Raw genomic sequence first — 13317 nt, 5'->3', positions numbered from 1 at the left:
TACCCCTACCAATCAAAGTAAGTATCTATTTTATAGGATGAAAGTGATGAACGTGAAATCAAACGTCGGTCCAGCTGTGGGTGAATTAAAAGAACAATTTAAGTCGCGGAGTATCCCCTTGGAGAGTGATTTCTCCGTACTCATCGATATTGCCGACTGTGGTCGAAAAGCGGTGGGACTGAGCCCCGAACAAACCCCTAATCAGACGTGCGGTTTGGCGTTGGATAATGGAGGGCAGCTGACGGTAAAAATTAAACCCAATGTCGGGATGATGGTGGATGAGGCCGGGGTTGGTCTGGTGCCGGAGCAGCAATTTTACGCTGGCATGATCATGATGTTCTCTGGTGACACTGTGCCAGCAGGTTGGGCACTGTGTAATGGTGAAACGCCGACTGGAATGACGAACGCCACACCGGATTTAAGGGAACGCTTTGTTTTGGGAGGTAGTGGTAATGAAGTCGGTCAAAGTGGCGGTGCGGCGGTAAATGGTAGTAGTGGTAATAAATCGTATTCGGTATTATCAAACAGCATTTCTGCTGGTGCTATAAATGTGAATACTCAGGATCACAGGCTAACAGTAAATCAAATCCCAAGTCATAGTCATAACAGTAAATATACGTGGAATACCACTGGGAATGCAGGCGGGTATACATCTATTACTGTGGGTAATGATCAAAGTCCTGGTGTCAGAAACTTACTGAATTCAGCTGGAGGTGGGCAGGGACATAAACACAGTGCTACTGCTACGCAAGGCACGCATAGACATACCATTACGACTTTACCTTCCTATTACATTTTAGCCTTTATCATTAAACTGTAATAGGTTAAATCAGGAGTGGAAATATGCCGCATACTTTCCCTCAGCTGGCTCATAAACTTGACACTCTGCGTATCGAACTCTCCGTCTGTCCTGACCATGTTGATCTTTTTAGTCACCGATGTAGCCGTCTGTTTCAGCGGGAACTGCAAGGTCTGATTGAACGGGTACTCACCCGACTTGATATACCTGGTCAGCGGTGCCGTATTTCATCCCCCTTGGTGGTGAACTTGGGGGCGTTACCTGCGGTTGCGTTTGAGAGAGCGTTTTGTCAGCGTCTGGAGATCAGGCTGGAGCAACTGCTCCGGCCCTTATTGTCTACCGCACATATCGAGCCCGTTGGATGTCAAACAACGCGATCACTATCTGATAATTACTTGCTGTTTGAGCAGGTGTTGTTGCAAGGCAAAGGGCCTTTGTCGGAGCCTCTCGATGAGTGGTTACAAGTACAATGGTTACGTGATCCAGAGTCCAGTTTAGTCACATTGGCACGCCTTTGCCTCAATGGCGCTTCAGCACAGCGGTTGTATCGGTCATTAACTCCCTCGACCTTGACTACCTTGTGTGAAGCCTGGATGCCGTGCGTATCAATGGATGAGAAGTGTTATCAGGAAACCCTGCTGTTAAGCGCGTTAGGTTACTTTCAGCAGCACCCGCAGTTGGCGATGCCTCATGCTGAACTTGAGTGGCCATTTTCGCTGAGGACATTACACCAAAAGCAGCTGCTCACGCTGCTGTTTAAAGAGGTGTCCAGCTTGCATGCCAGTCCCTCACAGACGATGAAGCAATGGTTACAGGTTCTGTGGCGAGACGTGCGGATTCAAACAGCGGTATTGACGCCTCTGTCTGACGCGCAAGGTAAAAGGCTAATCACCTGGCTGGGCCAACCGGCGATAAAGGTGACAGGAGAGCAGAAGCTCTGTGCTTTTGAGGTGAAAGCTCCGGCACTAGCCCCGCTTGATTCTTTTCATTTCGAGCGGGCACAGAGGCCCGCTGCGACGTCAAACTTGGCGGTGATGGCTGAGGATCTGCTGACTGATAACGCTGTCAGCTGCCCGACATTCGGACAGCGTGAACCATTCATTCATGAATGTGCAGAGGATAAAGCTCAGCGTCAGAATCCGGAGGGGAAGGTGTTAAAGGTGAACTCTGCCGGTCTGTGTTTACTCTGGCCATTTTTACCCAGTCTATTTCGTCACCTCGGTTTCATTCAGCGTCATGCCTTTGTGACGGAAGCGGCCCAATATCAGGCTGCATCATGTTTGCAGAGGTTAAGCCACATTGTTCAGGCACAAGAACAGCCACCAGAAGCCATCCCCATGCTGCTATGCGGGCTGACGCACAAAGAGCAACAACCAGGCATTCACGTGGAATCGGCAACCAATGAAAAGTTACTCAAGTGGTTTTCAGCGCTGCCTGGTTTATTGCCCTCTACCTGGCAACGGCTGTCACCTGTCGACATTCAACAATGGTTCTTACAGCGCCCAGGCTGGTTAGCTTACGAACAAGGAGACACGGTGATCTACATTGAACCTGAACCGTTTGATGTACTGCTCAATGAGTGGCCCTGGCCAACCAATATGATCGTACTGCCTTGGTTTGAGCGACCCATTAAAGTGAAGTGGGGCACGCCTAGCGACTAAATCTACACGGTCAACACCGCTTATGCTGCCCGCGTTCTCATCATGGGAATAAGACGCCTAAGGGGATTTTATCAAGATAACTGAGACGGATTTAATGAATTATTTACATCATAGTCCATTCTTTAATGACAGTAATGGTCAGCTCTTTAAAGAATTAGAACGCATCGATTTATACCTACAACATTATACTGACAAGCAAAGAACATCTCTTGATCAACATGTGCTGGAAGATTTTTTGTTAGATGAAGCTGCTATTTTAGCGCATGTTAACGCATCGAAGGGGACCCCCCATTGGATGGCCCCTCAACGTACCTGCGATGTCTACGCACACCATGGCGAGCGTATGTCGACTGGTTTGTTGTCACAGTTAATCGAATGCTTTGAATTAACGGCATTTGAAGTCGACATTATTTTGCTGGGACTAATGGCCTACTTTGATAGCCGTTATTTCTCTCTGTTTGCCGCGCTGCAGCGTCATGAACAGAAAAAAAATCCCAGTTTTGAACTGGCATTGAAAGTGTTTTGTTCATCCCAGGCACAACAGCACCAGCAACAAGCTTGCCTGCTAAATCATGCTCCGCTGTTGCAGCATCGGCTGATCACCTTGGTGAGCACCGGTCAAAGCCAGAAAGAAAGCTGGGGACAATCCTTATTTCAAACCTCAACTGAGGTGTTTCATTTTCTAACGGGCAATTGCACACTTTCGTCATTATTAGCCAAGAGTGCGATTTGGCATCCTGTGGCTCAGGAAGTGGGTGATTGTCCTTTGAGCGTGTTGTCCGGACTTCAAGCACAAGAAGCAGAGCAAGACAATGGATGCTATCCGGTATTGATGCTCAAAGGGCCCTTGGGGAGTGGACGATTCAGCGCCATTAAGTCGGCAGCCGCGAAAAAAAATCGCCTTGTTTTGACACTCGATATCGCGCGTTTGCCTACCGATTACCACGAGGCGAAATCCAGCCTCATCCAGGCAATACGTGATGCCAGAATGCATGATGCCATGCTGGTTATTCGCCACTGGGATGAATTCACGGATACCGCGAAAGAAGTCTTCCCGGATTGGCTGACACTGCTGCAGCGAGCCAAGGTACGTGTCGTTGGTTTATGTGAACAAGATAGTGCCAGATTCAGCATGCCTGATATACCACAAATATCGTTGGCAATGCCAAAGTTGACCCTGAGGGAAAAGGCGACACTGCTAAGCACCGCGCTGTCTACGGATACGTACGCCTCCGTAGATGAAGATTCTATTTGTCGCCGATTCTATTTTAACCAAGAGTCTTTGCCGCAAATATTACAAGAAGCTAAGTGTTATCGCTCATTGCGAGCACCGAAGACCCCGGTTAATCAAGACGATTTGAACCTGGCTTTTCGTTTGTTTTCTCAGAAAAATTTTGGGAAATTAGCCCAGAGAGTCGAACCCATCCGCACCTTTGAAGACTTAATCATCACCGATGAGCTAAAAGAACAGCTGCAGGAAGTGCTGATTGCAACTAGGCAACGGCAACGTCTGCTAGAAGCGGGCTTTGCAGATAAAGTGAATTATGGCACGGGGATTAGCACCTTGTTCTATGGTGATTCCGGTACCGGGAAAACCATGGCGGCAGAGGTGATTGCTAAGCAACTTAATGTCGATTTAATCAAAGTGGATCTGGCGAGTGTGGTGGATAAATACATCGGTGAGACAGAGAAACACCTGGCGCGGATTTTTGATCTGGCAGAGGCCGATGCGGGCGTGCTGTTTTTTGATGAAGCTGATGCCCTGTTTGGTAAACGGTCTGCGGTGAATGATTCAAAAGATCGCCATGCCAATATTGAAGTGGCCTACCTGTTACAACGACTCGAAAGTCATCCCGGGCTGGTGATCTTGTCGACGAATAATCGTAGCCATCTTGATGATGCGTTTAGTCGACGATTTACCTTTATTACCCGCTTTAATTTCCCTGATGCGGCTGTACGGGAAAGAATGTGGCGAACCATATGGCCTAAAAATATCAGCCTGTCTCCTGACATTAATGTGAAAGCACTGGCGATGGGGGCTGAGCTGACCGGGGCCAATATCCGCAATATCTCCGTGCTATCAGCATGGTTGGCTGCTGAAGACGGTGCACTGCATATTGGTGAGCACCATATTAGAAAAGCGATGAAACGAGAGTTGGCTAAGATAGGCCGCATCACCCTGTGATCCCCAATTAAGGAAACGATATATGAGTACACCTATCCCTTCGGACATGTCGATCATTTCAGTTAACCAGGCGTTGAATGACGCGTTACTGGAATATCTTGATGACAGTATCGTGATCCGTTTCGACTTGCCAGATCCTGATAATTTACCTGCTGAACCTGTGATCAGTGTGTTTTTGTATGATCTTCATGAAGACTTACGATTAAATACAGCAGAGTCACGCCAGTATAGCCAAGGCATATTAGTGCCGGGAAACATCAATGTATGTTGTAACTACCTCATTACCTATTGGGATGCCCAAGCCGTAAGCAGTGGAGGGCCGGGCAGTGAGCCGGCAAGCCAGGCGATGGTCGTGATGAACCAAGTGATGAATGCGTTAATTAACCATCGCCAACTGGCAGGGATCCCGGGGGCATTTACGCGCGTTATGCCACCAAAAGAAGAGCTGAACAGCTTAGGTAACTTTTGGCAATCCTTAGGCAATAAACCGAGGTTGGTGCTGAATTACTCGGTTACTGTGCCTGTTTCATTAACCGATAGAAACGATAACGTGCCATCGGTTCAATCTGTTCAACATCAAGTGAATAGAATATAGCGGCTCTTAATGCATTTTATTACGATCACTCTCGATGTTTTGTAACGTGAGGGAGAGTCAATATCTGGAGATATATTGTGCCAAGACGATTGTACCGGTCCCAACAACCCAATGAAAATCGCTTCGTTGAGCCTCAGGAACAGGCACTGCAGGAACCTGAATCAGCTTTTGTCATGACGGATTTTTTGTCTAGCATTGGTTATCAGGAGGGGGACGATAACCACTTGCCGCCTATTAATCCTGCTTCTATTTCGTCTGTTCGTCCAAGAACGACGAGAAGGCGTCCGACAACACCCGCTTCAGTAATGAGACCCACTACAGGGGCTAGCGCAGCACAAGATGTCACACTTCCGGCATCGAGGAGAAGCGCAAAACCGAAAGTCAAAACCAAAGCTGATCTACTCGACATCAGTCAACAAAAAGCCAATATTGGATGCCGAATACAAGCCACGGAAGATGCATTATTATATGCCACTCAGGCTTTACCTTACGGGGCCAGTAACTTACAGGTTGATTTCATCAAGTCTGCAGGCCAGTGTGTCGGCAGGGTTGCTGATGCCCACTTGTCATGGAATAAAGAAAAAGTCTGGAATGAAGAAAAACATCAGCACGAATATAGAAGCCGACGCCATGCAATGGCTAATACGCAACGCATAGCGGATGCGGCTGTCAAGTATGGTGCCGGAAACTGTGTCGATAATGCCGCTCTCACTTTTACTTTTTTATGTGATCTGAGTCGTCAGGCATCACGGAGTTTTAAATGGAACTCATCCCTCTATCAACAGCAGGCTTCTATTGTCGCTGAGGAGATGTTTAATGCCTCCATCGCTCGTGTCTGTACCACAGACAGGCTGCATCATTATGTGATCATCGGCGATTGGATTAATGATCCACATAACAGCTTTATTGTCGACAGTTGGGTGCCTATCTCAAAAATTGGATTGCGCTTTTCAGAAGTCAAAGATTTTAAAGACGTCATGGTGTTAGCAAAAAAAGCGCCATTTAGCAGTACGGTTAACAGTCGTCATGGAAGTCGATTTATTACTAACCCTGACGAGATGACCGCCCCGATAACTGGCGTATTAACACGTTCTAAACCTGCCAAGCCTAAAGGAATGAAAGTGATGCACGATATGCTCAAAGGCGTGTGGGGGATCACTGAAAGGGAGACGGATCCATCCGTCAAATACCGAACCATTAAACGCGCGATGCATGCAGATGGTGATGATGGTTTAAACGATGCTTTGAGCTGTTGGGAAGCGCTAGAATGAACCACAGTAAATGCGACTCAATTGTTATGCGGGCGTGTAGCCATATTAACGGCTCAAGTGAGCGCCAGTCGCTATCAAAGTGGCTAGCAGAAGAGATATAGACTCAGGCGCTTACGGTTAACAAAACGACCAGTAAAGCGAAAAGAGGGAGCGTAGAATGCCATTAACAAGCCCATATTTAGATAAAGATAAAGATAAAGATAAAGATAAAAGTAAAGATCTAAAACCATTAGCGCAACATACCTCAGCCGATTTGGAACCGTCTGGGGCTGAGTGTTGCCTGCCTAAATCTTCTGGGGCGACGGGTGATGTCATTCAAGTCGAAGAGGTGGATAAAATTGGGATAGAAATTGAGATCCCATCAGCCCTTTTCTCGGGTCGAAAGGCAAAGCGGCTCACAGGAGATGAGGTACTCGCTAAAAGTTCACAGGGGTACTACGTTGGCAGTAAATGCATTCCCAACATTGAGTTACAAGTTGAAGCTCCGCAAGGTGGTATGACTGCTCAAGGAGGGGGCTTTGTTGAAATTGTATTTGGCCCGCTAAGTAAAGGTGAAGTGTTATCACACAGTTTTAAACAGGCAGTATCTGAGCTGAAGGGACTGTTGTTACAGAATCCGATCAGTATTAATGATTTAATCACTCAATATAATAGCCTCATTGGGCATGCTTCTATCTATCGAATGGCGGTTGTAGACGAATATAAGGATGTCATAATCAGTCCAGGAAAAAGTGATGCAATGGCAATGCAAACCAATATTATGCTGGACTTTCGCGCGATAGGGGAAAGTGCCAAAGTCGCTGATCTTTTTGACGGTGCAAGAAAAAAAAATGACAAAGTGAGATTCATTAAAGCCCAAACTTTAGCGAAAAAATGGCAAGAAGAGCACGGTGATACACCTAATAACCTAAATATACGATCTTTTTTAACCCTGCTCATTTTTCAAACTGACTATTGTATGAACAGTGGTTCGACTATGTATGATGATGAGGACAAAACGAATTCTTTCCCTGTTTTTTTTAGAACGTCACCGGAAGATATTATTTTTTCAATTTTATCAAATGCAGAAGTTGAGGAATTAGAAAGGATTGGTGCAAAAATAAACCAGCCTGGGCGTCGTGGTACACCCTCCATAGCAAAAAAAGCGTTTGTAGAACTCAATACTTCTGGAGATAAAGGCGTTGCCATTACCACCCCTTTCAAAGCTGTCTTTACTGATATTATTCCATTAAGAAAAGACTACTCAGAAAACAGAAGGCTTAACATGGTGGTTGAAGATGATGATTGGCCACAATATGCTCCTGATGGCATGGACGCTGCTCGTGCTTTTCCGTTAACGATGTTCTGGGAGGATTGCCGTAGGGATGTGATGCAAAAAGGCCACAATCATTACATTGTTGCAGAAATAAGAGAGCAACGAATGAATGCCAGTTTAAATTGGAAAGAATATGATCAATGGAAAGGAAAGTTAGCTAAAGAAGGGACGATAGGCAGTCTATTACCTTATACCCCGTCTGCTACTAAAGCGCCTGCACGAACATCATTGCCAGTCAAAAAAGGGCTTCCTACTAAGTCTATGAAGCGGAGATGATCAGGTATTGATTTGAGCATCAGCAGTAGGACACTCCACTTCTCAGGCCGACATTCCCCGTACGCAGTTAAGGATAAAACATGTAAAACAGGCGCGATGGTGTAGGTGAACATGTCATTTATATGCTCCAGTCCGAAGCTATTTTACTCGGTAATCTTTGATGTTGTGAGGCTACCGATTTGATGGAAAACATTGCTGATCACCGAGTTATATTGGCTGATTTTCCTGCCCCGCTTATTATCGTGAGACTATCCACATGAGAGAATTTAAAAGACAGGAACGAGGCGCTAAGAAGAGGGCACATGGCGATAAAGAAACCGCTGATTTACAGGTGACACATGCAACGCCTAAGCAAGGAGCAACAGCATTACCTGCAACCCAGAAGGCAATGCAGGCAGATATTGGATATCAAATGTTCGTCAGAACTGACCGTGAACATGGGATTAACCCCCTTCCGAATTCGCTTAACACTTCTCCCGCTGGGCATATGAATTATGACGGTAATCATCACTATGATAAATCAGGGTATTTGAGTTTATTTAAGTATGATCCGAGTCAGAAAAATGTCCATGGGGTTGGTAATAATGTGGTTTCATCAGCTTATAAAGCCATCAAGGAAATTGACAGTCAGTTTACTCACTTTTTCTTTATAAAAGATGAAGTGCAGGAGGTGACATTACTGGATGAAAATGTCCATAGCATGCCTTCAACCCGTGGCGAACCGACCTTGTTTAATACGGATGAACTTAATCCACCGTCACTAAAGAATGAAGATGGAGAGACGCTTCAACATGCTGGTCGGTACATTCATGAATATTTGTTTTCCGGAGAATTAAGGCATGCAGGTATCGTGCTGACTCAAAAAACCGCTGATTCTGATATTTTAATGAAAATGAAACACGGCTGGAGTGTATTAGGGATAGTTAATAGCATTCCACGAGAAGAGCTTGGCGACGGCCCAGCCTTACCGAGTAAAAAAATGAAAATGGGGCAGTAGTCATGGTTGTGCCAGCACGGTTTATCGTTATCGGGCTTGGTAAATCACGACAATCTTGCCTATTTGAGGTGTTAACGAGGGACATTACCTAAGGCCGGGAAAATACGCCATATTGGCTGTGAACATGATTTTGATACTGTATCTCGCTTTGACGTCACCGTCACAGAATAAAGTGCATGTTGTTGATTTGAATCAGAGTAAAAACGTAGACGGTTTAATGGATCTATCGGTTAATGGCATTGACTCTCAGCGACGAGAATATGGCCTAATGCTTCTCGCCTAGCGTATCAATATCGTTCTGGTTACGCCCCCCTCCTTTTCCTTGATATTCGCTATGGCGCTTTATCAGCCTATGGATAATTTTGGGGTTGAGTCAGTTACCCGCAAAGTCATGATTGTTCGGTTAACAGTTGATCACCCTGGACAATCAGTGAATCCAAAGTGTTGACAATATTGAAAGTCACAGTAGACAAAAATTATTAGCAAGGTGAGTCAGAGATGAATTATAACAATTTTTCAGATGTTGAGCTTGCTTGCCAGCATTGCGGTCAGAGAAATCCTCAACCGGAAATAGAAAATAACACGATGCGTCATATTCAAGCGATCAGACAGCGATTAAACCAACCGATGAAAATCACCTCTGGTTACCGATGTAAGCTGCACCCTATAGAGATAAACAAAAAACGACCGGGCGAACATAATAGAGCGGCGGTTGATATTGCTTCTGACTCGATCACATCTTATCAGATCCTTAACGAAGCCGTCTCGCTGCCTTATTTACAGCTAATCGATCGCTTACTGGCTGAAATAACGAATGCCGGCATCATTACTGGTGATTCTCTTCAGGCACTCCTTGTCCATTCTGGCTGGGACGGTGACAGGCTAACACCAATATTTACCGGCATTGGTGTTAGCCAAAAGTCAGGTGGTTCAAGGTTCATTCATCTTGATACGCGTATTACAGCACCAGTGTTATGGAGTTACTAAACTATGGAACCATCAAAATTGCTAATTTGGTTACAACTAGCCGCTATTGCGGGGGGAGGATTTTATGTCATGGGGCAATTGCGATCAGATTTTGATGCATCAAAACGATTTAATACCAGACAATTTGACTCGCTGCAAATGAACCTCAGTAAACAATCTTCGATGATAGAGAAAAACCAACATGGCAATGCCATTAAAATCGACCAGTTCAATGAGTTGCTTCAAAGCATAGAGGTTGAACTGCTTCTGGTAAAAAAAGATGTAGATAGTATGGATAATGTATTGAAAAAAATGTAGAGGGATAACAGTTAATCTATGATTGTCGTATTCATTAATACCAATCCCTTTGATTCGATAAATCAGCGGCGGGTAACAATGTATTACTGTGTTGATAGAACAGAGGGAAGACAATGGTGTTTGAATGATATTACGAAGTCGGGGGGGCGGTTATTTAGTCCAAAGTTAACGGTCTACTCACTATTACCGAACACGTGTTAATGGTGTCCATTAAGTCATCAGGTATTGATGCACTTACAGGGTATTAATTACGTGAAACCATGGAATAACATTTTATGTTCATCTCAGTGTTGCCTGTTAAGGGTAAACCTGATTGATAATGAAATCTACATGCCATATAAGACGTTTAACGTCGTGGCATTATTAAGGTGACCTATGTTTGCAATAAAAAGTATTCAGCAGGCGTTGACAAGAAATAACGCACCTAGCAACGCGATTCAAAAAGAAAGGCTGAGTTTAGACGATGAACTCACCAAAGTGGGTGAGTCTGATATTAAAAGTAGCATGCTTTTTCCAAGTGCAGTCTCGTTCGTCAATAAAAATTTAATGTCACATGGCCATCATGGACTGCCAGAGGAGAAGTCGGCACAATACAAGAGTTTGGTTAATGGTGTTGCTGAGGGGGACATCTCAAATACAAGTGCTTTCGCCGCTTCAAGTTTTGGCTGGTCACAGCAATACTTTAAAGCCAAGCAACCACAAGAACGGGCGGATGCTTTAGTGGGGGCGGTGATGAATGCAGGAGGGGCTTTTTTTGCGGGGGCTGCAGATCATCAAGATTATAAGCTAGGTAAGAAATAATATTGTTACCTGCACTGCAAGTGTTCGAAATACGCCTATAAATAAGCAATGAATAAGGCACTTTATCGTTCGTCATTGCAGTCGTTATCCAGGTGTATAACCCGTTATCGTTCACTTGTTATTAAAGCGGTTACCACTTTCTTACACTGATAAATTATAGGTGTTCGGATCAGCCCGAGCAGTGGATTAACGTTTTATGGAATTAATTTCACGCCTACAGCCCGGTGAATACTGCTGTACTCATCTCGTTTTTAATGGCGTGTTTGGAGAGGGATGTTTTACTGATGCGTTTAAGTAGACTGATAGTGCTAAATGATCCCCTGGGTTAAGTGTCGGCGCTTGGCTTTACTTTCTTGTCGCAATGGGACGCAGAATGCGTGCTGTACGTTGACTCTTACCGTGAATAATTTTGCTGTAGGTATCCCTAAGTTGATGAAACATTTAGACAGAGTGTTAATCGCTAAGAATATAACACTAGGCATTTTTAATTGGTCTTTAAATATAGAGTGCCCATGTACAGTGAACACCATTAATGTGATTATTCTTGTTAGAAAGAGCGAAAGTATGACGTGATTTATACAGTCATTCCCTCATTTTTTTCCTGTCAATCATCAATAACCCATGATAAAAAATGTGATAAGCACATGTTGTGGATCCTTCAAGAGGTGTGCTGACACCTTTAGCAAGATGATTAAAGGGGCCATGAAATTATGGGCCAGTTTATTATCGTGTATCAAGCACCATTGCAGTCATTTATAAAAAATACGGTTCCAAGCTAACTATCTAGTTTATATCGAGATGTGTTCAACCTAGGTTAAGTGTAGAGGTGATTAAATGTTTATTATTGGATTGGTTGGTGGAACTGAAGTGGAACGAGACGCAGTCGCTGCTGCATTTAATCAGTTGGATAAAGCGACGTTGGGTGTGTTTCCTTTACGCCATCCTGTGAATGGTAAAGAACGAGCCAAGTTACTCGATGCTGTGATTATAAAGTATTACAACAGAAAGTTTAGCGGAAAGGGCCTGGTTTTATCTCATATAAAAACACCTGAAGAAGCAGAGTTAGTCGCGGCTAAGGGAGGGGTCTTGATGCATATTGATGGTATGCCGTCCAGTTGTATTGCCATTCAACGTAATGACTTAATGGTGACCGCTAAGTCTAATGGTGATCGACATTATCTGGGACCGTTAGAAGCATTATCAGAAGTCATCACTCGACATATACGGGTGATGTAATGCGTTTATATTCACCCTTAAGTCACAATTATTTGCTTTACTGATAGAGGATATATGATGGGACGACGCGGTCAAAATAAACTGGATGAATTGCTAGAATCATGGGTGAGATGGTGTCACTCAGGTGGGCTTGTGCCAAGCCATAGCTCCTCCATCATTGCTAACTTGATGGATAATAAAGGCAACATTACATTTGGATCGGGTCAGGGGCAATCACCCATTATTGATAGTTATGAAGCTAAAATTGAAGCACTCGTCATGAACATGGCCAATAATAACCAACGCCAAGCGGATGTGTTACGTATAGAGTATGGCGCGGGTTGGGTAGCGGCTTCTCAACGGCAGTCTATGCGAAGATACCATCAAGCCAATATGGGGCAATTTGAGAAAGCGTGCGCGCTTGGGATCAGTGTTCGCACTTATCGTCGTTATTTATCTGCCGCTCGAGTGCAGCTGAATCAAAAACTAGGGTTAAGTTACTGTGCGTGACAGGTTACAGACGTCACCATGGCTTGTTTGAAGACCCCCGTTTCTTCTGGCTGAGCGGTCATCGCAATATTCATTCACATTCACATCAATAGCTGAATGACGTCCGCCTTTTCCTAAGGTTACTCATCGATTGCTCCACCTCCCCTTTGCTTGAAAGTCATGGTACATCTAAGTTTATGCTTTTATTGGCTGTGGTGGTTACCACGATGAATGCATTGATCGCATTATTGCTGACTTAATGCAGTCATTGGAAGACGTCATCAGTTGATGTATTGCCAGCGGTTGCTTTACTGTGAGCACGTTGCGACAGCAGGCTAAACGCCTTGATGTGGGGGGCGGGTGAAGACTGAAACCAATGCAGTGGTTACGTCTTGTTGGGCCACCGTGTTATACGTCAGCCAGTCTCTT

The 13317-nt window shown here is 44.8% G+C and carries 12 protein-coding genes; all 12 read left to right on the top strand.

Annotation, left to right across the window (positions count from 1 at the left end; genetic code table 11):
• The first annotated feature begins 46 nt into the window (after positions 1 to 46).
• The 12 genes from FS373_RS17785 to FS373_RS17730 all read left to right on the top strand — a co-directional run bounded on the left by FS373_RS17785 (position 47) and on the right by FS373_RS17730 (position 12909).
• A complete protein-coding gene (locus tag FS373_RS17785) occupies positions 47 to 820 on the top strand; it encodes a tail fiber protein (protein ID WP_227992942.1) in 774 nt (257 codons plus the stop codon).
• Positions 821 to 843: 23 nt separating this feature from the next.
• Positions 844 to 2460 carry a contractile injection system tape measure protein gene (locus tag FS373_RS17780; protein WP_152830034.1) on the top strand — a complete coding sequence of 539 codons (1617 nt, stop codon included), beginning with the start codon at positions 844 to 846 and terminating at the stop codon, positions 2458 to 2460.
• Positions 2461 to 2554: 94 nt separating this feature from the next.
• Positions 2555 to 4645: an ATP-binding protein gene (locus FS373_RS17775; RefSeq protein ID WP_152830033.1), complete on the top strand. Its 2091-nt coding sequence runs from the start codon at positions 2555 to 2557 to the stop codon at positions 4643 to 4645.
• A gap of 22 nt (positions 4646 to 4667) precedes the next feature.
• Positions 4668 to 5240, top strand: a complete 573-nt coding sequence (locus FS373_RS17770; protein ID WP_152830032.1) for a Pvc16 family protein — start codon at positions 4668 to 4670, stop codon at positions 5238 to 5240.
• Positions 5241 to 5317: 77 nt separating this feature from the next.
• The gene (locus FS373_RS17765; protein ID WP_152830031.1) at positions 5318 to 6511 is read left to right on the top strand and encodes a hypothetical protein; all 1194 of its coding nucleotides are present in this window, start codon (positions 5318 to 5320) and stop codon (positions 6509 to 6511) included.
• 157 nt (positions 6512 to 6668) lie between these two features.
• Positions 6669 to 8102 carry a hypothetical protein gene (locus FS373_RS17760; protein ID WP_152830030.1) on the top strand — a complete coding sequence of 478 codons (1434 nt, stop codon included), beginning with the start codon at positions 6669 to 6671 and terminating at the stop codon, positions 8100 to 8102.
• A gap of 256 nt (positions 8103 to 8358) precedes the next feature.
• The gene (locus FS373_RS17755) at positions 8359 to 9099 is read left to right on the top strand and encodes a hypothetical protein (RefSeq protein ID WP_152830029.1); all 741 of its coding nucleotides are present in this window, start codon (positions 8359 to 8361) and stop codon (positions 9097 to 9099) included.
• A 498-nt stretch (positions 9100 to 9597) separates the two neighbouring features.
• On the top strand, positions 9598 to 10086 hold the full coding sequence (locus tag FS373_RS17750) for a D-Ala-D-Ala carboxypeptidase family metallohydrolase (RefSeq protein ID WP_152830028.1): 489 nt from the start codon (positions 9598 to 9600) through the stop codon (positions 10084 to 10086).
• A 3-nt stretch (positions 10087 to 10089) separates the two neighbouring features.
• Positions 10090 to 10383 (top strand): hypothetical protein, encoded by a 294-nt coding sequence (locus tag FS373_RS17745; protein WP_152830027.1) that lies wholly within the window; start codon positions 10090 to 10092, stop codon positions 10381 to 10383.
• Between the two features lie 375 nt (positions 10384 to 10758).
• Positions 10759 to 11184, top strand: a complete 426-nt coding sequence (locus FS373_RS17740; protein WP_152830026.1) for a hypothetical protein — start codon at positions 10759 to 10761, stop codon at positions 11182 to 11184.
• Between the two features lie 834 nt (positions 11185 to 12018).
• Complete coding sequence (locus FS373_RS17735) at positions 12019 to 12420, top strand: hypothetical protein (RefSeq protein ID WP_152830025.1); 402 nt, start codon at positions 12019 to 12021, stop codon at positions 12418 to 12420.
• 54 nt (positions 12421 to 12474) lie between these two features.
• A complete protein-coding gene (locus FS373_RS17730) occupies positions 12475 to 12909 on the top strand; it encodes a hypothetical protein (RefSeq protein WP_152830024.1) in 435 nt (144 codons plus the stop codon).
• Positions 12910 to 13317: the final 408 nt, after the last annotated feature.

The organism is Shewanella sp. YLB-07 (assembly GCF_009377275.1).
This window is presented reverse-complemented; position numbering and strand designations above follow the sequence as displayed.